This window comes from Nocardia sp. NBC_01730, from assembly GCF_035920445.1.
Lineage (GTDB): Bacteria > Actinomycetota > Actinomycetes > Mycobacteriales > Mycobacteriaceae > Nocardia.
This window is the reverse complement of sequence record NZ_CP109162.1, coordinates 5701007-5724578: the sequence shown is the minus strand read 5'-3', so window position 1 is coordinate 5724578 and position 23572 is coordinate 5701007. Positions and strand designations below refer to the sequence as shown.

General features: G+C 68.0%; 18 protein-coding genes and 1 pseudogene. 7 read left to right on the top strand and 12 right to left on the bottom strand.

Annotated elements, in window-relative coordinates; all coding sequences use genetic code 11:
- Positions 1-575: 575 nt before the first annotated feature.
- Positions 576-1748, bottom strand: a complete 1173-nt coding sequence (locus OHB12_RS23890) for a glycosyltransferase family 4 protein (RefSeq protein WP_327110815.1) — start codon at positions 1746-1748, stop codon at positions 576-578.
- A 115-nt stretch (positions 1749-1863) separates the two neighbouring features.
- Between OHB12_RS23890 and OHB12_RS23885 the strand changes: the two genes are divergently transcribed.
- Positions 1864-2649, top strand: coding sequence for a class I SAM-dependent methyltransferase (locus OHB12_RS23885; protein WP_327121375.1), 786 nt, complete (start codon positions 1864-1866; stop codon positions 2647-2649).
- Between the two features lie 5 nt (positions 2650-2654).
- Here OHB12_RS23885 and OHB12_RS23880 read toward each other — a convergent pair whose 3' ends face one another.
- Positions 2655-2957, bottom strand: coding sequence for a hypothetical protein (locus OHB12_RS23880; protein WP_327110814.1), 303 nt, complete (start codon positions 2955-2957; stop codon positions 2655-2657).
- A 208-nt stretch (positions 2958-3165) separates the two neighbouring features.
- Here OHB12_RS23880 and OHB12_RS23875 point away from each other — a divergent pair, with 208 nt between their 5' ends.
- Positions 3166-4611 carry an aldehyde dehydrogenase gene (locus tag OHB12_RS23875; RefSeq protein WP_327110813.1) on the top strand — a complete coding sequence of 482 codons (1446 nt, stop codon included), beginning with the start codon at positions 3166-3168 and terminating at the stop codon, positions 4609-4611.
- Here the strand turns inward: OHB12_RS23875 and OHB12_RS23870 are convergent, their stop codons facing one another.
- The 3 genes and pseudogenes from OHB12_RS23870 to OHB12_RS23860 all read right to left on the bottom strand — a co-directional run.
- Complete coding sequence (locus OHB12_RS23870) at positions 4612-4815, bottom strand: hypothetical protein (RefSeq protein ID WP_327110812.1); 204 nt, start codon at positions 4813-4815, stop codon at positions 4612-4614.
- Positions 4816-5137: 322 nt separating this feature from the next.
- Entirely contained in the window at positions 5138-6088 is a 951-nt protein-coding gene (locus OHB12_RS23865) for a GlxA family transcriptional regulator (RefSeq protein WP_327110811.1), read from the bottom strand.
- A gap of 130 nt (positions 6089-6218) precedes the next feature.
- Positions 6219-6326: pseudogene (locus tag OHB12_RS23860) on the bottom strand (helix-turn-helix domain-containing protein); the annotation flags it as partial.
- Between the two features lie 483 nt (positions 6327-6809).
- On the opposite strand from OHB12_RS23860, the gene OHB12_RS23855 reads away from it, so the two are divergent.
- The 3 genes from OHB12_RS23855 to OHB12_RS23845 all read left to right on the top strand — a co-directional run bounded on the left by OHB12_RS23855 (position 6810) and on the right by OHB12_RS23845 (position 10231).
- Positions 6810-8102, top strand: a complete 1293-nt coding sequence (locus tag OHB12_RS23855; RefSeq protein ID WP_327110810.1) for an ATP-grasp domain-containing protein — start codon at positions 6810-6812, stop codon at positions 8100-8102.
- A complete protein-coding gene (locus OHB12_RS23850) occupies positions 8099-9331 on the top strand; it encodes an MFS transporter (RefSeq protein WP_327110809.1) in 1233 nt (410 codons plus the stop codon). The genes OHB12_RS23855 and OHB12_RS23850 overlap by 4 nt, the downstream gene beginning before the upstream one ends.
- A gap of 66 nt (positions 9332-9397) precedes the next feature.
- On the top strand, positions 9398-10231 hold the full coding sequence (locus OHB12_RS23845) for a phosphohydrolase (RefSeq protein WP_442800127.1): 834 nt from the start codon (positions 9398-9400) through the stop codon (positions 10229-10231).
- Positions 10232-10273: 42 nt separating this feature from the next.
- Here the strand turns inward: OHB12_RS23845 and OHB12_RS23840 are convergent, their stop codons facing one another.
- Positions 10274-12043: a hypothetical protein gene (locus OHB12_RS23840; RefSeq protein ID WP_327110807.1), complete on the bottom strand. Its 1770-nt coding sequence runs from the start codon at positions 12041-12043 to the stop codon at positions 10274-10276.
- Positions 12044-12206: 163 nt separating this feature from the next.
- Here OHB12_RS23840 and OHB12_RS23835 point away from each other — a divergent pair, with 163 nt between their 5' ends.
- The gene (locus OHB12_RS23835) at positions 12207-13451 is read left to right on the top strand and encodes a polysaccharide biosynthesis protein (protein ID WP_327110806.1); all 1245 of its coding nucleotides are present in this window, start codon (positions 12207-12209) and stop codon (positions 13449-13451) included.
- A gap of 110 nt (positions 13452-13561) precedes the next feature.
- Here the strand turns inward: OHB12_RS23835 and OHB12_RS23830 are convergent, their stop codons facing one another.
- Entirely contained in the window at positions 13562-14716 is a 1155-nt protein-coding gene (locus tag OHB12_RS23830; protein ID WP_327110805.1) for a porin PorA family protein, read from the bottom strand.
- 202 nt (positions 14717-14918) lie between these two features.
- Here OHB12_RS23830 and OHB12_RS23825 point away from each other — a divergent pair, with 202 nt between their 5' ends.
- Positions 14919-16211, top strand: coding sequence for an acyltransferase family protein (locus tag OHB12_RS23825; RefSeq protein WP_327121373.1), 1293 nt, complete (start codon positions 14919-14921; stop codon positions 16209-16211).
- Between the two features lie 17 nt (positions 16212-16228).
- On the opposite strand, the gene OHB12_RS23820 is transcribed toward OHB12_RS23825, so the two are convergent.
- The 5 genes from OHB12_RS23820 to OHB12_RS23800 all read right to left on the bottom strand — a co-directional run bounded on the left by OHB12_RS23820 (position 16229) and on the right by OHB12_RS23800 (position 23453).
- Complete coding sequence (locus OHB12_RS23820) at positions 16229-16648, bottom strand: DinB family protein (RefSeq protein WP_442800126.1); 420 nt, start codon at positions 16646-16648, stop codon at positions 16229-16231.
- A 191-nt stretch (positions 16649-16839) separates the two neighbouring features.
- Complete coding sequence (locus tag OHB12_RS23815) at positions 16840-21399, bottom strand: alpha-(1->3)-arabinofuranosyltransferase domain-containing protein (protein WP_442800125.1); 4560 nt, start codon at positions 21397-21399, stop codon at positions 16840-16842.
- 4 nt (positions 21400-21403) lie between these two features.
- Entirely contained in the window at positions 21404-21574 is a 171-nt protein-coding gene (locus OHB12_RS23810; protein WP_327110802.1) for a DUF2613 domain-containing protein, read from the bottom strand.
- Positions 21575-21762: 188 nt separating this feature from the next.
- Positions 21763-22857 carry an isochorismate synthase gene (locus OHB12_RS23805; protein ID WP_327110801.1) on the bottom strand — a complete coding sequence of 365 codons (1095 nt, stop codon included), beginning with the start codon at positions 22855-22857 and terminating at the stop codon, positions 21763-21765.
- Between the two features lie 122 nt (positions 22858-22979).
- Positions 22980-23453 (bottom strand): universal stress protein, encoded by a 474-nt coding sequence (locus OHB12_RS23800; protein ID WP_327110800.1) that lies wholly within the window; start codon positions 23451-23453, stop codon positions 22980-22982.
- Between the last annotated feature and the right edge of the window lie 119 nt (positions 23454-23572).

The following is a 23572-nucleotide window of genomic DNA, read 5'->3' as shown; positions in this document are numbered from 1 at the left end:
TTATTCATGTAGGCCCTTATCTCTGATATGCACTGACTGCGCAGTCTCGGTCGGTTCGTAAATGAGCCTTGCGCCGATCGTGGGTGCGAATCATCCGTACGCACCACACCGACGAACCTCATTTGCTATCCGCACCGTCCACTGAGCTCTCGACTTCAGGAAGGTAATTTAACGGAAACGATTTTCGTTGTCCATCGAACTTCCCATCAGAGAAGCGGTCTACGACATCTACCGGAAGTGTACGAAAGCGGCTGTATGGCAATGCATCACGACAGAATCTGAGACCGTGGACACATATGCGTGCCCGGCGTGACCCGTAGCTTACTGCGGCAATTGCCGACTCGTAGACCGTACGGCCGGCAAAGAACGCATGGCGGCGTTGTAGTGAGTCGGACACGACGGGCTCCTGCCCGAGGTTGTGAGAATTCTCGGAGGAATAAAGTGCAACCGCCATCACGAGTGGTGCGTCGAAGCATAACCGACAATCCTCGCAATTCGTACGCGGTAGATGGCATTGTCCAGGCGGTAGTCGAGGAGTCACACGCGACCGATAAGGCCGGCGGCTCGTCTGCGGATCAGTCGACTGGGCGTGGCGCGATCAAGCCCGCGATCGGCTCGCCACCGGCCACGGCGGACAGGACCTCGTAGACGCCGTTTCCCGTCTGCTCCCAGGAGAATTCGCGTGCGCGTGCGCGGGCCTTCTCTCCCATGACTGTGCGCATCGCCGGATCGTCGAGCAGATCGCCGACGGCAGCGGCCAATTGGGTGACGTCGTCGACCAAGATGCCGGTCGCGCCGTCGACGATGGAATCGGTGAGCCCGCGCGAGCTCCGGTAACCGATGGTCGGCACGCCGTGCTGGGCGGCCTCGATCACCGCGAGTCCCCATCCCTCCTTGCGCGAGGGCAGCACGTGCACCCACGCACGGGCGAGCAGTTCGTGTTTGTGGCGTTCGTCGACGTGGCCGTGAAAGGTGACAGCGTCGGCGATGTCGAGCTCGTGGGCGTTGTCCTTCAGGTTGTCGGCCCACCAGCCGTCGCCGATCACGTCGAGGCGCAGGCCGGGAACGCGGTCCCGCAGCCGGGCGACGACAGCGAGCGCGTCCTCGATCTGTTTGTGCGGCACCAGGCGTGAGAGCACCACGACGGTCGGTGCGGTTGTGCGCGTTTCCGCGGCGCCGGTGGGCGCGTCGACTGGAACCGGTTCGGCTCCGTTGCGGACCACTGCGATGCGTGAACGATCCACTCCGAGGGTGGCCAGTTCCTCGGCCGAAGGCAGCGAAACGGTTAGATATTGGTTGCCTCGATGCACGCGCGGCGACAGCCGCGACTCGATCCACCAACCGATCCGACCGACGAGCCGCCCGGCCACCGGCCACTGCTCGCGATGTCCGTGGTGCACCAGCACCACGGACGGCGCCCTGGTGACCGCGGTGGCGAAGAACGGGATGCCGTTCTGGGTGTCTATCACGGCGTCGGGGCGCACGCCGCGCATCGGGCCGAAGCCGAGTCTGCCCAGCGCGAGCGCGGCGAGCGCGCGCGGATACACGGTGTAGCGTCCGCCCGCCCTGCTGATGTCGATGCCGTCGATGCGTTCCCGCCGCGGCGCCCCTGGGTAACGGGCGGTGCGCAGGGTGACCTTGACCCCGCGTGCCGCGAGCTGCGCGCCGACCTGCTCGAGGTACCGCTCGCTGCCGCCACCCTGTGGGTGCCCGGTGTCACGCCAGCAGAGCAGGAGGACTTCGCGCACGGTGGAGCTTCTCTCGGTCAGGTGGTCGGGTGGGGAGTGTCGGATGTCGCGGTACACCCTAACCCGAGCACCCGCCCAGAACGCCGACCATCGGGGTTGTGCGAAACTCTGCGCCGTGCTCAAAGCCGAAACAGTGCCCACGTGGGGCAACTCGCCCCGGTTCGCCCGTCGGGCGACCCTGCGCCGATCACTGCGATTGCTCGGCAGTTTCCGGTTCGAGCAGACCGATCCCGCGCTGTTCTACGGCGGCCTTGCCGCCGACAGCACGACAATGATCGCAGACTTCTACGCCGACCTCACCGGCCGGTCGCTGGACGGCGCCACGATCCTCGACGTCGGCGGCGGACCGGGCTACTTCGCGGACGCGTTCGTTCGGACGGGTGCGCGCTACATCCCGGTGGAGCCGGACCCCTCGGAGATGCACGCCGCGGGGCTCTCGGTGGCGGGTGCGGTCCGCGGATCCGGGATGGCGCTGCCGTTCCGCGACGAGGCGGTGGACATCTGCTTCTCGTCGAACGTCGCCGAGCACGTGTCGCACCCCTGGTTGATGGCCGACGAGATGGTGCGGGTAACCAGGCCGGGCGGGCTGATCGTGCTGTCGTACACGGTGTGGCACGGACCGTTCGGCGGGCACGAGACCGGACCGTGGCACTACCTCGGCGGCGAATATGCCGCGCGGCGGTATCGGCGCAAGCACGGACGGGAGCCGAAAAACCGGTTCGGCACCTCACTGTTCGCGGTGCGCGCCGCGGACGGATTGCGTTGGGCGGCGCGCACTCCCGCCGACGTACGTACGGTCTTTCCCCGATATCACCCGCGCTGGGCCTGGTGGCTGGTTCGCATCCCGGCTGTGCGTGAGTTACTGGTGAGCAACCTGGTCGTTATAGCAGCTAAAAGTTAGCCGAGCTAATGCTCGGGCCATCCGCGACGCCAGCGCCGCTTACTGTACGGCGCGCGAAGCGGCTCGCTCCACGGCGATTCCAGGATGGCGAGTCCGACGGTCTCCAGCGGGGTGAGCCCGACCAGATCGGCCAGCGTCCGGACGGCGGCGACAGCTTCGGCGGCCTGCATGGCCGCGGTCGCTTGCTCGATCGTCAGGGTGCGTCCGGGTAGGAAGGAGACCACCCATCCTCCACTGCCGACGGACTTCGCTTGATGCTCGGTCTGATCGCTGGTCATCAGCGATCGGCGGATCACTTGCACAGCCATGACTCGGACTCCCCAGTTACGGTATCGGTTCATGAATCGAGCGAGCTGATCAGTAGCTACAGCATCCCTTGTCCAGCAGTAGAACGCAATAGTGCGTTCTGCGAAAAGCGAACCGAGGGGTCGGAATTCACACTGTTCAGGACGTTGCCGGGGTGAAAAATTAGAACAGGTTACAGACAGTCGGGGTGTAAAACTGTAACGTGTTCTCATGCACTACGACAGTTTGTTCATCGGCGGCCGCTGGGCCGCGCCAGCCACCGCCGAGCGCGTCCAGGTCTTCTCGCCAGCCACGGTCGAGGCGGTGGGCAGCGTCCCCGCGGTGACTCGGATCGATGTTGACGCCGCGGTCGACGCCGCACGTCACGCCTTCGACCACGGCCCGTGGCCGTCCACGCCGCCGGAGGAGCGCGCTGAGGTGCTCACCCGTGCCGCCCGCCTGATCGAGCAGCGCTCCGCCGATCTCCTGGCCGCCCTCGTCGCGGAGGTGGGCACGCCGCAGGTGATGGCGATGACGCTGAACCAGCTCCCCTCGGTCGCCGTGCTGGACGCCTATGCGGCGTTGGCGAAGTCGTTCCCGTGGCGCGAGACCCGCGTCGGCGGGTTCGGCACCACCCGGGTCACCCGCGAGCCGCGCGGCGTCGTCGCCGCGGTCACCGCGTGGAACGTCCCGCTGTTCCTCGCGGCAAACAAGCTCGCGCCCGCGCTGCTCGCGGGCTGCACCGTGGTGCTGAAGCCCGCTCCACTGACGCCGATCACCGCCAACCTGCTCGCGGACATCTTCACCGAGGCCGGCCTGCCGGAAGGCGTGCTCTCGGTCCTGCCCGCCGAACCCGACGCGGCCGAATACCTGGTCGCGCACCCCGGGGTGGACAAGGTGACCTTCACCGGAAGCACCGCGGTCGGCAAGAAGATCGGCGCGATCGCCACCGGACAGCTCAAGAGTGTGTCGCTCGAACTCGGCGGCAAATCCGCGGCGATCCTGTTGCCGGACATGGACCTCGCGGCCGACATCCCAGTGCTCGCATTCTCCGGCCTGATGAACAGCGGGCAGGGCTGCGTCGCACAGACCCGCATTCTCGCACCGCGCAGTCGGTACGACGAATTCCTCGAAGCGCTGGTCGAACACGTGAAGACAATGAAGGTCGGCGACCCGACAGACCCGAGTGTGCTGCTGGGCCCGCTGATTTCCGAACGCCAGCGCGACCGGGTCGAGGGCTACATCGCCAAGGGCAAGGCCGAAGGCGCGCGCCTGGTGCTCGGCGGCGGTCGTCCGGAAGGTCTTGACCGCGGCTGGTTCGTCGAGCCGACGATCTTCGCCGACGTGGACAACAAGTCCACCATCGCCCAGGAGGAGATCTTCGGCCCGGTGCTGTCGGTGATCCCGTACGAGACCGAGGACGAGGCCGTCGCCATTGCCAACGACTCGGTCTACGGCCTCGCGGGGTCGGTGTGGACCACCGACATCGAGCACGGCGCCGAGATCGCGGCGCGGGTGCGCACCGGCACCTACGCGATCAATTGGTATGCCTTCGACCCGAGTTCGCCGTTCGGCGGCTACAAGAACTCCGGGCTCGGGCGGGAGAACGGCCCGGAGGGTCTCGACTCGTTCTGCGAGCAGAAGTCGCTGCTCATGCCGCTCGGCTGGACGGGATGATCAGCCGGTCGGCATGACCACGCGCAGGACGGGGGATCCGTCGCTGTCCGGCCGGTTCGGCGCGTCGACGATCTCGACATGCCAACCGGGCGGCAGCACCGACTGCAGACGCCCCGCGGCGCGTCGCAGCGGCGTGCTCGCGGTCGCGAACTCGACTCCAGTAACCAACGGGGCAATGGATGCCGCCGTCTCCAGATCGGCCATGCTCCAACCACCTCTCGCGCGTCGATCACGACGTTCGCCGCGGGAATCGCGGGATCCGATGTCGGTAGGGAAGTAGTTCAGTCGATCGGTTAACAATCAGCAATCTTACTGGATGCTCGTAGAACGAAGAACACGTCAAGCATAAGATATGGCTACGCGAATCCTCTACAAGTACTTACCCCTCGACGCGTCGCGGTAAACCCATTCGCGGACATGAATTCGCGACCACTCGACCGGCATTGTCGGGTCGGCGCGAAAGGGAAGCGAATTTCGATGCCCGAACATGCTGTCGCACAACGATATCCGTGGATTGCCACGTCGGTCAGCGTCGTAGCGCTCGGCGATACGACGCCGGGGTGGTCCCCGTCGCTGCCCGCAGGTGCACCCGGAGCGCGGTGACGCTGCCGAATCCCGATTGCGCCGCAACGACTTCGACCGGCAACTGTGTGCTTTCCAGCAACTCGCGGGCACGCGCGGTGCGCTGCGCATCGAGCCACCGCCGCGGCGTGGTGCCCACCTCGGCCTTGAATCGACGGATGAACGTGCGCTCGCTCATCAGTGCGTGCGCGGCCAGGGCCGAAACGTCAACCGCCGCGGCTGGTTCGGCGCCGGCCCAGGCGAGCGTGGCGGCGAGGCCGCCGCCGGCCTGGTGTGTGCCGAGAGCATCCGGGATGTACTGCGCCTGACCGCCCTCACGGTGCGGCGCGGTCACGTTCCATCTGGCCAGTTCCGCCGCCGCGTGCGGGCCCAGTTCCCTGCGGATCAGATGCAGGCACAAATCCAGACCTGCCGAGAGGCCTGCCGACGTGAGCACGTCGCCGTCGTCCAGGTACAGCGCCGTCGGGTCCAGTTTCACCGCGGGATACAGCTCGGCGAACTCGTCGCAGTAGGCCCAGTGCGTGGTCGCGGGCCGCCCGTCCAACAGGCCGGCTTCGGCTAGGACGAACGCGCCGACACAGATGCTCACCATGGTCGCACCGCGCTCGGCCGCGTCCCGCAGTGCGGTCAGCGCCTCCTGCGGAGTGGGAAGCGTCGGAATGCCGATCCCTGGCACGACTACGATATCGGCGTCCGATAGCGCCTCGAGCCCGTGCTCCACCCGCAACTCGAAGCCGTTGGGCGTCCACACCGGTCCAGGACGCAGCCCGCAGGTCCGCATCTCGAACCCGCTCGGCTCACCGGTCTTACCTGGCCCGTGCCGGAACGCCTGGACGGCACAGGCCAGGTCGAAAGTCATGACGCCGTCCAGCGCGAGCGCGACAACTTTCTTCATCGAAACCAGTCTGGCACGACACCGAGTGCTACGGGGATTCCTGCCAGATGGCACCACCGGCAGAGCACGCTGTTTCCGGACCGGCGCACAGTCGACTCCGAGGATTCCGTGGTCGCTATGGCAAGCATGCCTACTCGATGCCGAAGTCCTTGACTCTGCGATAGATGGTCGCCCGGGACATCCCCAGCGCTGCGGCGGCTTCGGCCTTGTTGCCTCCGTTCTCCTGCAGGCTGCGAACCCGAATGGGCTCATCTTTCACACTCCGCGAACTGACAGCCAACTAACGCTTTATTAATCTTTAAGCAAAGGATCGGTTAACAGCTGGTTAGGTATGAGCTTTCGCTGCATGAATGCAACCATCTGGCCCCAGCGGTGGGAAGGGGCGTCGGCCGGCGTTGTAGGTCATCTGATCTACAGTCCTACTATGACATCCGTTACCCCTCTGGGCGTTCGGGCCGATGGCGTTTCCGGGCACTTGATTCGACGGGCGCCCAGGTGTCCTACGGCTCGCTCGTCGGGTGTGTTCGGCGATGACCTCTCGCTGAAGCACGCGACACTGTCGCACCTCTGCTTTCATCACGCATAGCTAGCGCACAGTTAGCTAGCAGCGAATAGTTGGCAATCGACAGTTGGAGGTGTTGCGGGCGCCGTAAGTATCGGCCCTTGGGGGGGTGAATTGTGCATGTATCGAATATTTTCGCTCCATCAAAGGTTCAAAATCGTGGTTACTCTTGTTGTTGCGTCGAGGCCCCCCATCGCTGCGTTGTTCCTCCAGCGGATCGAGGGCCCGGTGCACCTCTTGATTCCGGCCGAGACCGGACATCTCTGGCGCGCCGCCGGGGTGGATGTGCCATTGCATCCGGTGGCGTCATGGACCGATTACAACGATCTCGCCGCCGTGGTCGCGAAGCTGCCGGTGACACGCGTCATCGGCACCGACGAACTCACTGTCGCCGCAGCGGGTTTCCTGCGTTCACTGCTGGGCTTGCCCGGGCAGAGCTGGGATCAGGCGGTCGCGTTCACGGACAAGGCGGTGATGAAGCGTCGTCTCCGTGAGGGCGGAGTGCCGGTGGCGCGATGGGCGGTGGCGCACAGCTTCGCCGAGGCCGCGCAGGTGGCAGCCGAGATCGGGTGGCCGGTTGTCGTGAAGCCGCGCCGCGGTTTCTGTGCGCTGGGCACCACAAAGGTCACTTCGGCTCGGCAACTGGACGAATTCGTTGCCGCGGGCAAGTTCGACGGTCGGGTTCCGGCCGGAGATTCCGAGCGGATGCTGCAAGCGTCCGGTGTGTACGACGGGCTGACCGCCGCCCGTGACGGGTTCCTGGTCGAACGTTGCATCGACGTCGACGCGGAGTTCAGCTGTGACATCGTGGTGTGGCAGGGAGAGCCGTACCTGACGTTGACCACTCAATACCCCGTCACAGTCCTGGAGGCGATCGATACCGGCAATGTCTGGGAAGGCATCGCGCTACCCGACGACGATCCGGCCGCACGGGCGGTGCGGGCTCTGACCCTGCGTGCGATCGAGGTCATGGGCCTCACCAGCGGACAGGTGCACTGCGAGATCTTCCGCACCCGTGCCGGTGATTTCGTCCTGGGCGAGATCGCCTGTCGAGCAGGCGGCGCCGCGCTTCCGCTGCTTTCGGAGATCCTGTTCGGCGTCAACACGATTCGCGCCGGCGTCGATATCGCGGTCGACCGCGAACCACCACGCGCACGCGCTCGTACCCACCGCTTTGTCGCCGTTGTCGGTGTGCCGCTGGCGTCGGGACAGGTGCGAAAGGTACCAGCACAGGCCGACCTGGAAAATCTACCCGGGGTCCTGCGCGCGGACGTGCGGGTCCACGAGGGTGACGTGTACGGCGGCGGACTGGGCTCCATCGGTGCCGCCGCATACCTGTTCATCGAGGCAAATTCCGTTGATCCGATCGCTGCCAGGATGCGTGAGATCCGCGCTGCGGTGGAACCGATGTTCGTGGTCGACGATCTGGAACGGGACCTTTCACTGCGATGACCACAGAAGCATCCGAGGAAAACGCGATCGATCCGCCGACGGGCGCAGAGCCCGGCGTATCAGGTGGTCTGCTGCTGGTGCTGTTGCTCGCCTCCACCCTGGGCATGATGGCGGGCGCAATTGTCATGCCGGTCCTCGAACTCATCCGCAACGAGTTCGGAATCAGCGTCACCGCAGTAGGTTTCGTTGCCACGGCGCACTGCGCCCTGATCGCGGTGACCAGCCCGCTGGTGGGCAGGGCGATCGATCGCTGGGGCGTGCGTATCCCGCTCGGCGCCGGCCTTGTGCTGTACGGTGCCGCCGGGGGCGCCGGCTTGGTGACCAGTTCCTTTCCAGCACTCATCCTCACTCGTATGCTGCTGGGTGTCGGCGCTGCCGCGGTCTTCAGCGGTACCACGGTGGCCCTGCTGGCCGCGGGATCCGGTGCGCGACAGGATCGAATCATGGGCTGGCGCACCGCGGCGGTGACTGCGAGCGGGGTGATCTGGCCGATGCTCGCCGGGCTCTTGGGCGGGATCTCATGGCACGCCACATTCGCTATCTATCTGGTGGGGATTCCCCTTGGCGTGGCGACCCTGCTCCTGATGCCGAATGAGCGGAAACCGCCCTCGGGGCACACCCCGGTATTCGTGTTCGACCTGCTGCGCCGATATCCCACGCTGCTCGCGTGGAACGCGCTGATGGCCTGCATCGGCCTGATGATGTTCAGCCTGGTGGTGTTCGTACCGCAGCGGCTGGCGCAGATCGGGATCCACGAGCCGGTCTTCTCATCACTGTTCATGGCGCTACTGTCGCTCGCGTCGAGCCTCATCGGTCTGGGCTACGGGCGGATCCGCGCCCGTGCCGGATTCGATACGGTGTTGCGTACGGGAGTGGCGTGCTGGGTGGGTACTTTTCTGTTGCTGGGTGTGAGCAGTCACCCGGTGCCGATCTTCGCTGCCGCGGCGCTCTTCGGTATCGGCTACGGCCTGCTGCTGCCCGCGGTGACGGTGCTTATCGGCGAGACGCCACCCGCGTCACAGCGCGGCCAGGCGACGTCGCTGTCGGGAACCGCCGCATTCGTCGGTCAGTTCTTCTCCTCACTGATATTCGGGCCCCTGATGGGGGCGACATCGATCACCGCTGGCTATCTGCTCGCCGCCGGCATCATGACAGCGATAATGATCATCCTGCTACGCAGTCGAATTCGGGATCCGCGCCCGAAGCCGGTCGCGGTCGCAGGACGCTGAGTGGAGGCGAAACTCTAGTTCCCGATCCACTACATCAGGACCATTTTGGCACGGACCCGAGCATTACTGGCATATCCGCCACTCGTCGCGGACCCGAGCGCGCGTTTCACTGAACGCGAACCGAGTCCGACAACGAAGGAGAACGCCGTGGCGGCACCGACGAGTATCGATTGGGAATGGGCCACCCGGACCGGTGGCGCACTGTCCAAGGAGCAACGCCGCAGGCTGGCCGTCGAGACCGCCCGCACACTGCCCGCGGTGGTGCCCAACCGGGTCCGGCTCGCGTTGGGCCGTCGCGGCCGGGGCAAACTCGAGTTCGCCGGCCTGCGGCTGCCCGATTCCGCCCTGTCCGTCGCGGCGGAAACCGAAGCACGCGAATCCCTTTCCCCACATGTGCTGGAACATTCGCTCCGGACCTACTACTTCGGGCGGGTGCTGGCCGACCTGGACGGCGCGGCCTATGACAACGAGCTGGTATACGTCTCCTGCCTGCTCCACGACTTGCAGCTCGAACATCCCACACCGCAAAGGTGTTTCGCGGTGCACGGTGGCGAACGAGCCGTGGCGCTCGCACTCGGCGCAGGCGCTCCCCGTGAACGCGCCGACGCGATCGGCGCGGCCATCGCCGCCCACATCACCCCCGGCGTCGCCGACAACCTCAGCGACCCCGGCGGCTTCGTCTCCGCGGGCGCGTCGGTCGACGTCCTCGGCGCGCGCCTGGCCGAACTGGACAAGGACTGGGTCGCGGAACTACTGCGCCGCCACCCACGCCACGACTTCAAGCGACACGTGATCGCTGCTTTCGAAGCGGAAGCGAAAGCAGTGCCCGAAGGCCGGGTCCGCTGGCTCAACAAGGCGGGCTTCCTGCACATGATCCAAATGGCACCGTTCACCGAATAGCTCGAAATCCCGTTCCGGCACGGGCGCGGTCGATGATCCGTGCTACCTCTGGGCTCGCGATCGTGCGCGTGCGCCGAGGGCGATCAGCGGGCCGGCGATAAGAATTGCGCCCCAAAGGAAGTGGGCCGCACAGGCGAGGACGCGGTGCGTCGTCGATGATCCGCGCAGCTCGATGACGCCGGGCACGCGGTACAGCGCAAGTTCCGGATCCTGGTACCTCGGCTCGAGCTGAGCGAGCGTCGTCTCCGACGCGCCGAGTGGTCCGGGGGTGGCGAGTTCGACCAGCACCCAGCCGACTCCGAGGCGTGCCAGATCCGAGGCCGAACCACCATGCAGCAGAAGGGTTTCCACCTCCGCGGCGCGGGTTCCCTCGCCGGTGACGGTCCGGCCACGCACCGGAAGCTCCCCGGTCTGCAACACGTCATCGGGCAGCATGCGCGGCGCCGGGTCCAGCGCCGGTGCGGCGCCGCTGTAGCGGAACTTCCGGAACATCCCACCCGGTAGGACCGCGACATCGCCAGGATCGTCGATTCTTTCGGCGACCCGCTGCCAACTGCTCGGATATGCCACGGCCTGAACAGCTCCGCCGACGCCCCACGCGAGGTCGAACAGTGGGAGCACCAGTAGCGCGACGAACACCGCCGCGACTGTGAACGTCACGGCCGGGCGCGCCGTCTCGGGCGTGGCGGCGGGTGTCGTGGGCTTCGTGGTCCCTGCCGGGAAACGCCGGGCGAGCAGAGCGCATCCCGCCGCGGCGCACAGTGCGTAGGCGGGCATGGCCAAGGCCACGTACTTCTGGGTGTCGCGCAGCAGGCCCGCGCCGGGAACATTGGCGACCAGCCATTCCAGCACATGCATTCCCCACGCCGTCGCGCCCAGCGTGGGAAACAGGATCGCGACCGCGGCCAGCAGCAGCAGAGCGCGGCCGACGTGCCTGGCGCCCGGCTCGTCGGCACAGGTGGCGACCGCTCGCACACCCAACGCGACGATCACCAACAGCAGCACCGTCCCGATTGCCGCAAGCGGCGTCGTGCGCGAATCCGGTACGGCCTCCGAGTTCCAGATCCCCCCGAGCCCGATCAAGGTGCCCAGCGTCCCGAGACCGGGTTCGGCCCGCGCGGCGAAGGCCGCGATACCCGCGGGATCGGAGGGCTCGGAGCCCGAGCCGGACAGGAAGGTCGCGGTCAGCCACGGTGCCGACGCGGCCACCCACAGGGCGAGCGTCGCAGGCAGGTGCCGCGGTCGGACCAGGACGAGCGCGGTGCAACCCGCGAGCAGCGCGCCGGTCGGCGTGAGCCCCGCCGCGGCGAGCGAGCCCGCAAGCGCGCCCCACGCAGCACGGTTGCCTCGATGCCCCGCACGAATCCGATAGGCGGCCAACGCGGTCCACGGCAGCGCCGCGTAACCGGTCAAGAGACTCCAGTGCCCTTGCAGAAGGCGCTCAGCCACATACGGATTCCACAGCGCGACCGTCGAGGCGACCAGCTGCGGTCCGATCGACGCCCGCAGCAGTTCCCGCGCGAGCACCGCCGCCCCGTACGCAGCCGCCCACAGCGCCACCACCAGGACCACCTTGACGATCAGCCCCCCGTCCACTACCGGCGACAGCGCCGCGAGCAAGGCATCCTGCGGCACTGCCCGTGGCGCCGCGTCGCCCAGCCCGAGTGCGGAATCGGTCGGATAACTCCGTGGTGTACTGACCGCGTCTCGCAACAGCAGATACCCCGGTCCCAGCAGCGGCCCGGCCACGAGCAGCGCCCCCACGGCGCTGTACACCGCAGCCACCCATCGCCCCTGACCGCTCTCGTCCACGCCTGAGCACCCTACGTCCTGCCCGCACTGCCCTGCGTCGTCGGTATGGGCGGGGCGAGACGAGCGTCGGGTCGATTCGGCTCGCCGCCACGCACCGTCCGCGCAAACACGGCTCCCGAGGTCCGGCGGGGCGGGGCGAGAGTCGGGGGTTCGAGGTGGGACGATGGGCGGCGTGTCTGCTGCCCGTCGGTTTCCTATGGTGGCGGATCTGACGTTGGTCACAGCAGGGGCGATGACCGCGAACGTCGCGGGGTATCTGTTGCAATTGCTGGCCGGACGGTGGTTGGGGGTCACCGGGTACAGCGAGTTCGCGAGTCTGCTGGCGGCGCAGCTGTTGTGTGCGGTGCCGGCGCTGGCGTTGCAGAACGTGGTGGCCAGGGAACTGGTCCGCGGGGCGGGCGTGGCGGCGCTGCGCGGGTTGCGGTGGCGGTGCGCGGTGATCGTCGCCGTGGTCGCCGCGGTCCTGGTGCCGCTGGTGACCGTCACGCTGAACGTCGGTGTGGCCGCGGCCGCCGGGGCACTCGGTGCGGCGCCCGCGCTGGTGCTGTTGTCCGGTGAGCAAGGGATTCTGCAGGGCGGCAAACGGTTCCGGGCCTTGGGTGTCGTGCTCGGCGTGGCGGGAATCGCCAGGGTCGCTCCCGCGCTTGTGGTACTGGCGCTGGGCGGCGGTGCGGCGCCGGCGCTGTGGGCGGCGGCCTGCGGGATCGCGGTGGCGGCGCTGTTCGCCAGGGCCACCGCCGGTTCACCACGATCGCGGGTCCGCGCCGGAACCGGGGAGGGCGAGGTGGTCGCGGCCGCCGACGTGCTGCCGGTCCTGCGGGCCGCCCAGGTCCAAGCCGCGCTGATGGCACTGTCGTCAGCCGACCTCATCGTGGTCCGGATCGTGCTCGACGACGTGGACGCAAGCCGCTACGCGCTCGGCACCATCGCCGCCAAGATCGCGTTCTGGCTGCCGCAGGCCGTCGGCGTCGTGCTTTATCCGCGAATGGCCCAGCCGACCCACTCGGCGCACGCGATCAGGGCCGCGCTGGCGGTGCTCAGCGGAATCGGCATCGTCGCGGTGCTCGGCGCCGCGCTCGCCGCGCCGCTCGCGCCACTGCTCGCGGGCAAGGACTACGCGCCGATCCAGGGCCTGCTGTGGTTGTTCGCGCTGCATGGCGCGCTTCTGGCCGTGCTACAGGGTGCGATGCTCTCGGCTATCGCCGTTGACCGCACCGCGCTCGCCGTGGTCACCTGGTTGGGGCTGGCCGTCGAAGTCACGCTGATGGTGTCGTTCGCCCGCTCGGTTCCCGCCCTCATCACGACGGCCGCGTCGGTCGCGGCCACCACGACTCTGCTGGTCGCCGTGATCGTCCTGCGCACCGCCGATCACACGACGCGCGCGGAGCCGCTGCGCCCAGGCGGTTGACCGCACACGCGGTCGCGTATCCACTGACGGCGGCCAGAGCCTGAGCCCCGAAACGAATTCGGCTCCCCAGCCGGGATGGCGGGGAGCCGAATCGGTACTGCTCAGCGGGGTCAGGGCTGCTTGGTGATCCTGATCTGCTCGGTGGGCGCATCGTCGGCGCCTCGGTTCGGAGTGGCGCGCTTCGGAGCCGATCCGCTTGGACGCTGACCCGGGCGGCCGCCAGGGCGCGCGGGCGCCGGAGCCGACCCGCCACGGATACCGAGGAATACGCCGACGATCAGCGCGATCACGCCGAGGATGCCGAACACGATCGGCATAATCCGGCCGTACAGCGACAGCTTGTCGATGTTCTCCTTGGCCACCGCGATCTGGGATTCGATGGTGTTCTCGTCGAACACGAGGTGCGACTTCAGCGCGGTGACCTCCGGCTTGTCCGCGCTGCGCGCGTAGTAGAGGTGGATCTGCTCGCTGCCCTTGATCACCGTGCCGGTCTTGGGCTCAACCCATATGTCGCGGGTATTGGTGTAGAACCGGGTCATGGTGACCGGGGTCTCGCCACCCTCGACGCCCCACTTGGCGGCCGGCAGGCTCAGCCGGTTCGTCGGCGCCTGCACCACGTCCCACAGGCTCGTGGCCGGCACCGACTGCTGGAAGTGGTAGACCCTCATGTTGTTGATCTCAGTTTCTTCGACGAAGTTGGCGTCGGAGGTCTTGCGTGCGTTGAGATCGAAGTACGGGTAGCTCTTCTTCTCGGTGCCGATCGGGAACCGGTACTGCAGGCCGGTGTGCTGCACCGGGTCGGCGATGTTCTCGCCTTCTTTGGTCGTGGTGACCGCGATGGAGCCGTTGGGCTCCTTGTCCACCGGCATGCCGGTCTTGCGGTCGATGGTCACCCGGTCGATGGTCGCGGTCAGCAGGCCGGTGTCGCCCTGCTTGTCGATGCGACGCAGCGTCTGGCCCGCCTGCACCGTCATCTCGTCGGCGTCGGCCGGGTCCTCGACGGTGAGGAACCGCTGCGAGACCAGGGGAACATTGGTATCGACCTTCGCCGACCCCTCCGGCGCGGTGAGCGACTTGGCGTCGAGCACGAGGCTGTCCTCACCCGGCTGGTTCGTCGCGATCGTGGTGATCTCGATGTCGAGGGGAGTTTTCGCCAGTTTGCCGACGGTGTAGATCGGAATCATCAGCGCGGCGACGATCAGCAACGCGCCGAGACCCACGAGCAGGCAGGCCACCGTCCTTCTGGTACCGGCACTCAGTGCCATGCAAACTCTCCTCGTCGTAGAACACAGGTCCTTCCGCCGAGTACTGCGGGCAGGCCGCGGCACTCGTGAGCCCCGACACTAACAGTCCGATGTCGTAGCATGCGGCGTCGAGGCCGAAACGACCGAGAAATCGCCCGAGTCTAGCGTGAGATCTGAAACGCCGACCTATCACCTGTGGATCGGCAAGGCAGACTGGAGCCTGATGACCGCGACTCTGTCCATCGCTGCCCCCGCGACCGAACGGGTGCGCTCGCGCGCGTTCGTGCCCGCGCTGGAAGGCATGCGCGGCATGGCCGCTCTCGGAGTGCTACTGACCCACGTCGCTTTTCAGACCGGCGCCGCGGGTACGCCGGTCATCGGCCGGGTATGGGGCCGGTTCGACATGGCGGTCGCGGTGTTCTTCGCGCTGTCCGGATTCCTGCTGTGGCGCCCGCACGCGGCGGCGGCGCGTGGGCTGGGCAGCGCACCGTCGGTCGGGTACTACCTGCGGCATCGCGCCGCGCGTATCCTGCCCGCGTATTGGGTGGTGGTATGCGCGGTGCTGGTGCTGCTGCCGAGCGCGGCCGGGACCGCGGGCCTGCGGGTGTGGGTGTCGAATCTGGCGCTTCTGCAGGTGTTCGTGCCACTGACACTCACCGACGGGCTGACCCAGATGTGGAGCCTTTCGGTCGAGGTCGCCTTCTATCTGGTGCTGCCCGTGCTGGCGTTCGCGCTGGTCCGGTTGCGTGGGTCCGCGGCGCGCCTGCGGGTGCCGGTGATTCTCGCGCTCGGGGCGATCAGCCTGGTGTGGAACTTCATTCCGGTGCCCACGCCTGACGCCATCCACGCCGACAACTGGCTGCCCGGTTATCTGCCCTGGTTCGCGGCGGGCATGCTCCTCGCGGAGCTGGCCGATACCAGCGTGCGGCTATCGAACTGGTGGAAGGTCGCGGCGAACCAGCCGTTGATGTGGACAGTCGCGTCGGTCGCTTTCCTGCTCGCGGCGACCGATCTGGCCGGCCCGGCAGGGCTGGCCCGCGCCGAACCGTGGCAATACGCGGTGAAGATGGGGCTTGGCACGATCATCGGGTTCGCCCTGCTCGCGCCGCTGGTGCTACGGGATCCGGCGGCGCGACCGCACCGCTGGCGACTGCTTGCAGGTCGGTCGAAACAACACCGCTGGCGACTGCTTGCAGGTCGGTCGAAACAACACCGCTGGCGACTGCTTGCAGGTCGGTCGAAACAACACCGCTGGCTGGAATCACCGCTGGCCGCGACGATCGGACGCTGGTCCTACGGCATCTTCATCTGGCACCTCGCGGTGCTGTCGATCGTGTTCCCGGTGTTCGGAATTCTGCCCTTCCAAGGAGACTTCTGCTACGTCCTGATCCTCACGGTCGCCATCACCCTTCCCGTCGCGTCCGCAAGCTACGCGCTGGTCGAGGAGCCGGTGCGCCGCTGGGCTCGCGGCAGAGACCGGACGAAGCGGGCCCCGGCGATCGAACCCGCGCCCTGATCGGCGGTCCCGCGGCATCAGCCATCCAGCTGTCGATGCATGTCCAGCAGGTGGTGGCGCAGTTCGTGCAGGGTGTGTAGCGCGAGCCAGCGCAGCGAACGCTCCTGCGGCTCGGGGTAGGCGAATATCAGAGTGCGTTCCCAGTCCGCCTCGCCGAGCCGCTCCAGCACGTTCGCGAACAGCAGCGCGGCATCGCGGATCTGTCGGGCCACATCCGCGGGGTTCTGCTCCGCGTAGCCATCGTGCTCGACCCGTTCGTCGCGGCCCATCAGCGTCGCGGGCGGGTTGTCGATGCGGCGGGCGGTGAGCACGCGTTCACGCTGCGCGAGCAGCACGTCCCGCACATGGCAGGCGTACTCCAAGGGCGACCACACCTCGGGCTCCCTGTGCTGTCGTAGCTTGCCGGGATCGCCGCCGAGCAGGTCGGCGTACTCCACGGCGTGCTCCCGCGCCAGTGACGGCACGTCGGCCGCCGAAGCCAAGTCGTAGACGAAACCGCATTCGGCACAGGTATTCACGCGTGCTCACGTTAGCAACGAGCGCCTTTGCGGCGCACGCCGAATCGATGCGTTCGCGAGGGAATATCCGGTCGGCGATCAGCCCTCCGCGCTGGACTTCGGATCGCGGGCTAGCCTGCGCCTCGTCGGCGGGGCAGCGCCGCGACCCCCACGGCGACGACCGCGAGCAGCGCGGGCAGCTGCACGAGCAGCGACCCGCCCATGTAACCGTCGGGCGAGCGCCACGGTCCGGTGGACAACGCGGTGGCGGACAACGCCGTGCCGACGCCCGCCACGACGACGAGTGCGCGCGGAGCAGCGTGCGGCGCGAAACGGGTTGCGGCCAAGGCGATCACCGTTGCGACGGTACCGACCGGGCCCGCGATCAGCGTGGTCGCGGCGGCGAGCCCGACCGCTGCCTGCCACCATCTGCCCCAGGTGCGCGGTGCCGAATCCGCTCCCGTGCCCAGCTCCTCCTCCTCCTCCTGCGCGTCGACGGCGCGATCGGGGTCGGAAGCAGGTTGTTTCTCCCTCCGTGCGCGGCGAGGAATCGCGAGGACCGCGAGCGGAAGCAGCAGTAGCAGGCCGCCGAAGATGCCGAGTCGGTACCAGCGGTCGGCCGGGAAGGAGACCGTGACCGGGCCGGTGACGTCGATGGGCAGCAGCCAGGCTTGTTGCCAGCCGTTGGCCACCACCGGTTCGAGGACACGTCCATCCGTCGCCGTCGCACGCCAACCGACATTGGTGCTCAGCGGCAGCACGAGCAGACGAGTGTCCGCGTCCCACTGCTGCGGTGCGGGGGAGGTCGGCTCGGTGCGGTCCGTGCGCAGCGGATCGACCGAGAACAGGCCGGTGGGGTCAACCGTTACGTCGGCTTGGCTTTGCGACAGAAATTGTTTGCCCTGCGTCGCGGACGCCGGTTCGCTGCGGTTCAGGCGCAGCCGATCCACGAAGAACAGGTCGGTCGGCCCGACCGTTACGTCGACCCGGCCCTGCGGCAGGGCGTATTCGCCCTGGGGCGCGGTCTCTGGCTCGACGCGTTCGCCGGCGGTGCAGACTCGGGCTGGAACCGGTGCGCCAGAGCGGAGTTCGTCGAAGGTAGCGGTGACGGTGGTGTGCCGGACCTGGGCGCCGACGCTGATGGTTGGGCCGAGCGCGCACGGGACGGTGATCTCGCGGTCGAGCGGCGCGGGTTCGGGATAGTCCGGTCCGAGGACCGCCACCTCGGCGAGGCCGGGCGGCTGCGTCTGCACGAAGCCGAGTGCGGTCTGGTCAAGCACCGGTGTCCAGGTGCGCAGGCTGAGTTCGATCCGGTCGGTCACGGTGGGGTGCAGGGAGATTCGGGACGGTGCACCCGGGGAACGCTCGTCCAGCTCACGCACCTGAGGGCCGTCGCCGAGATTCACCGTCACCGAGGTGGGCGCCGCGGGCAGCCCGCCGAGCGAGGGGGTCAGCTCCAATCCGGTCACCAGGGCGGGTTCGGGCAGTTCGATCGTGAGCGTCGGCCTGCCACCGGTCAGGTCCCGGACCGAGCCCTCCGGCGCGGTCCAACTCGTGCGCGGGTCGCCGTCGGTCGCGGCGAACGCGGCGCCCCGTAGGTCGCCGACGTCGGCTTTGCCCCGGGCTACCGGCCGGCCGTCGTCGGTCAGCAGCGCCTCCAGCGCCGGACCTTGCCTGGTTCGGACCGTCAATTCCGGGGTCACCGACATCGGCTCCGGCACAGACAGGGTGCGCTCGAACGTTCCCGGTTCCTCCGGAGCCAACGCGAGGCCCTTGCTGCATCGAACCCGATCGGGCGAATCGAAACAGGCACTGCGGCCAGGGAATTCCTGCCCCAGATCCCATGCGCGGACCTGTGCGCCCGCCGGTGTGGGCGGCAGCACCGTGCGATGCCGGATAGCGACGCGGACCGGCGCATCACGCACCGAATAGTCGTTCAGGGCGAGTTCGCTGATGCCGAATTGTCCGCCGCGGGAACCACTTTCGGTGCGGATGGCCGTGATGGTCAGCCAGTCGGTCGTGCCTGCGGGCAGTGAGACCGAAACGGGCACACCAGGTTCGGGCACCCTGGCCGAGACGGTGCCGTTCGCGGTGCGCACCTCGACCCACTTGACCGGGTCACCGATGGCAGCCGAGCTGGTGGTCAGGTTCAGCTGTCCGGTCTTGATCGGGTGGTCGAGGTCCAGCCGAAGCCACTGCCCCAGTGCGCGCTCGATGCCGTTGCTGATCCAAGCGGTGGCCGGATCGCCGTCGACCACGGCCGCGGTCGAACTGCCCGGCGCCGCGCCACCGAGCTGGGTGGCGTCCGCGGCCGAGCTCGATGCGGTGATCGTCGCGCCCGACCACTCGCCGCGCACCAGCTCGGTGTCGGGCACCGGATAGTCGGGCACCAGATTGTGCGTGCGGCGCGCGTCGTCGGCAGCACGGAGCGCGGAATTGTGGTTGTCCACCCGGCCGAAATCGGCCTCGCGATCCATCGGAGTATCGGTGATCGTCACCGGGCCGAGGGGCAGTCCGGCCCGAGCCGCGTCCGCGGCGAGCAAGCTGGGAGTCTCGGTCGTTCCCGGATCGCGGTGCAGTCGTTCGAGCACCTCCGGGCCGCCTTGCACGACTGGGACCTGCCCGAGCGGGACGGTATAGGCGCCGGAGAACGAGTTCGGGGCGCCGGTCCCCCCGCGCACTTCGGTGGGCGTTCCCGGCGGACTCGTATCCACCCGATAGATCTCGATCGCCGGATATGGCGGGCGCAGATCGCCGTCGGCCACCAGACCGTCGGCGATCACCACCGATTCGATCGGGTTGCCGAACGCGGCGACCTTGCTCAAGCCGGGGGAGCCGTCGAGCGCTCGGTGCGCCAGAATCGGACGCGTCGACCGGGAAGTATCGGGATCGAGGTCGTTGCGCAGCACCACGATTCCGATACCCTGTCCGGCCAGTGTCTCGGCCAGCCCCGCCGACGGCCTGCCGTCGGCGATCAACCGCTGCACCGAATCCATCGCGCGGATGGTGCCCGGCGGGTTCAGCGGCACCGCGTCGCGAATCGCCCACGGTGTGCTCGCCAGCGCCTGCAGTGGTTCGTCCCGGGTCAGTCCCCAGACCTGGCTGCCGAACGGCGCGCCGGGCACCACAAGGGCGCGGGTGTCGGAGGCATTGTGCCGCAGCCAGTCCGCGGTCTGCTGCCAGTAGGCGGGCACCCGGTCGTAGGCACCGCGCGGTGCGAGCTTGGCGGTCCAAGCCAGCGACGTGGACAGCGCCAGTGCGGTCAGGATCAGCGCGGCGACCGCGACCGCGCGATCCCGCTCCGGGTGCGCGAACGCGGCGCGCCACACCCGCATGGGCACCGAGCCGGGCAGCGGAACCCTGGCAAGAAGTTGGGCGAGGCCGAGCACGAGGGGAATGCGGATCAGCGGTTCCAGTTTGTGCACGTTCCGCAGCGGGGCGCCGCCGGAATCCAGGAAGACCCGCACCGATTCCGCGAACGGCCCGCCCAGCTCGCCAACGTACCCTGCGCAGATGCCGACCAGCCCGACGCACAGGATCACGGCGAGCCTGCCGCGACACGGCATGGATCGCAGGGCGAGCCCGGCCATGCCCGCCGCCGCGAGCAACCCGGTCGCGAGCACCGCCGCGGGCTGGGTCACCAGTACCGCGCCCGCGATACGTTCCGGCGAGACGAACGGAGTCCAGCTGTCGGTGCCCCGCAGCACCTCGCCGAGCGAGGCCCACTGCGTGGTCACCCCGGAGGATTCGATGTAATCCAAGAACGGCGGACTCACCTTGCCGAGCAGCAGCAGCGGCACCACCCACCAGAACGTGGCGAGCACAAGCAACGGAATCCACGCCGCGGTGAACCGCCACCAGCGCCGGTTCAGGTGGTACGACGCCCATCGTGCGCTGTCGGACGTAGTCCGTCCGAAGCCTCGCGCCGGGCCGAGCGCAGGCGAGGCAGCCGCAGGTTGTGCGCTGTCGGACGTAGTCCGTCCGAAGCCTCGCGCCGGGCCGAGCGCAGGCGAGGCAGCCGCCCACCACAGCAGGGCGGGCAGGAAGGCGGCGACCGTCGCCACCGCGTTGACCGAGCCCATCAGTGCGAGCGCCAACGCGCTGCCCGCGGGCGATGTGGCGCCGCCCCGTCGCCGCTCGCGATGGGCGATACCGAGCGCGGCGGGCGCCAGCAGCACCCACGGTGCCAGCATCATCGGCAGCGTTTCCGACGAGATCGACCCGAGCGTGGTCAGCACCCGAGGCGACAGGGCGAACGCGACCGCCGCGACGACGCGCGACCCGCGCGTGCCGATGCCGAGCGTTTCACAGAGGCGGATGACCCCCCAGAATCCGGCGAGCAGCAGCAGCGCCCACCAGATCCGCTGGGTAGCCCAAGCGGGCATGCCGAGCGCGTGCCCGAGCGAGAAGAACGCGCCGTGTGGAAAGAAGTACCCATAGGCCTGGTTCTGCACCTGGCCCATCGGTGCCTGGCTGCTCCATAGATGGCTCGCGCGTTCCAAGAAGCCGAACGGGTTCTGTGCCAGGTCGTATTTCGTGTCGGCGACCGTGAGCCAGGGCGCCTGTGCGAAGGTCAGCAGAAATGCCGCGACGAGGGATGCGGCGAACCAGCGTCTACCCAGCGGCGCAGTGCTGTGCTGCCCCGGCGCCGCGGCGGATCCGAGCGAGTCGGCAGGGGAAGCGGAGGTCAGCAGCTCAGCGGCTGCCGTACTCAACGGTGTTCAGCAGGGAAGAGTCCTTGTCGCCGCTGCGGTCGATGTCCGGCCGCGAGTTCTGCTGCACCGCCACGGTGATGAGGAGAACACCGATCACGCCCAGCATGGCGCCGGCAACCGCACTCGCGACACCAGGGACAGCAAACTTCATCGGAGCACTCCAATACATCGATGCAGGCACATTCCCGGTCAACCTAGCAGGGCGTCCGGTCTTTGTATTCGTTCAGGCCGTGGAATCCCATCGGTGCGTCGCACGGCTCGCGGCAGTCGTCCGCCACTCGACGCCGAGAAATTCAGGACCAGTGGGCCGGGATGATCTTGACGGCGCCGAATTCGACCTCAGTGTGCGGGCAGCGCGCAGTGCAGTCCACCGAGCAGTGTGCGCAGCTTGGCGGTGGTCTCGTCGAGCTCGGCCTGCGGGTCGGAGGCCGCGACGATGCCGCCGCCCGCGTACGCGTGCACGGTGCGCCCGTCGGCCGACAGCTCGGCGCTGCGGATCGCGACCACCCACGCGCCGTCGCCGTTCGCGTCGCACCAACCGACGGCTCCGCCATAGAACCCGCGGTCCTCCTCCATGTCCGCGATGGTGTCGAGCGCGAGGCCGGTCGGGGTGCCGCAGACCGCGGGCGTCGGGTGCAGCAACAAGGCCAGGTCGAGCGCGGTGGTCGCGGCGTTGCGCAGGCGTCCGGTGATCGGCGTCGCGAGGTGCCACACTTCGTGGGTGTTGATCAGTTCCGGGCCGTCCGGAATGGACAGCTCGGAGCAGACCGGGTCGAGTCGCTCGCGGATCCAGTCGATCACGAACGCGTGCTCGTCCCGGTTCTTGGTGCTGGCCAAAAGTTCTCGGGCCTGCGCGGTGTCTGCGTCCGGGTCGGCGCGCCGCGGCAGGGTACCGGCCAGCGGACGGAGCGTGACCGTGTCGCTCTGGCGGCTGATCAACACCTCGGGTGTGGCGCCCACCAGCGTCGCTCCAGTCCGTCCCGCGGGCGTCAGGTCGACCGTGAACACGTTCGCGTGGGGATGCCTGGTCAGCAGATGTCCGGCGACCAGTTCCGGGTCCAGCGCCGCCCGCGCCTCGGCCAGCACGGAACGCGCCGCGACGATCTTACGCAGCGGCTGCGCCGAATCATTCAGCTGCTCAACCAGTTTCGTCACCCGCGCCACATGCTCTGCCGGGCTCGGTATCTCGGTGACGACTTGCACGACGGGCAGGTCGGGAAGTGCGGCGGGCCGCCAGGGGCCTGCCGTGTGCTCGGCGCGTTCGGGCACGCTCAGCGCGGCTGGACGACGCGGATCGAAGGGTAGCGCGCCGACGATCAGCTCCGCGGTCTTGTCCCGCAGCGCCGCCACGGCCCGGTCCGCTTCGTCGAAGGCGACCCGGCTGCCGTACGCCCGCACGACGCTGTCGGGCTGAGCGAGCAGGAATCCATCCATAGTTCCCCGACCCTAACCCCGCCCACGCTCCACACCCCGCCCAGAGCGACCGAAATCTCACGAGCGGCACATGCTGCGGCACACGCGGGAGACCTCGCCATGGTGTGTCACCCGGCGGCCGATTACGCGGTTTTTCCGGGTGGGACGAGGAGGACGGGTCGGTGGCAGTGCTTGAGCACGGCGTCGGCGACGCTGCTGTGCAGCAAGGCGCGGATGCCGGTGGCGCCGCGGGTGCCCGCGACGATGATGTCGGCATCCAACTCGTCGGCGCATTCGACGATGGCGTTCCAGATCGTTGTCGTGCATTCGGCGGTGCGCGCCTCGGCGTTCAGGCCCGCGAACTCGGCCAGCAGCACACCCTCGGTGTTGGTGGTGCGGGCGTCGACGTAGGCCACATCCTCGATCTCGTCGTCGGGCACCCAATCCGGTTGCATGACACCGGACAGCCCCGAGAGGCGTGCGGCCTGGCGCACCAGGGGTTCCCACGCGGTCAGCACGATCGCCCGATTCGCGCTGAGGAACCGCCCGGCGTATTCGATGGCCCGCTTGGCATTCTCCGAACCGTCGTAGGCGATGAGCATGAGATCGCAGGGCACGATGACCTCCTGATGGGAGACTCCGGCGATACCTCGAGATTACCCTCGCCGACCCCGGATGAACCCGAGTGGCGCACGCGGAAGACCTGCGCATACGCGGTCGAACTTGCGTGCGGCCG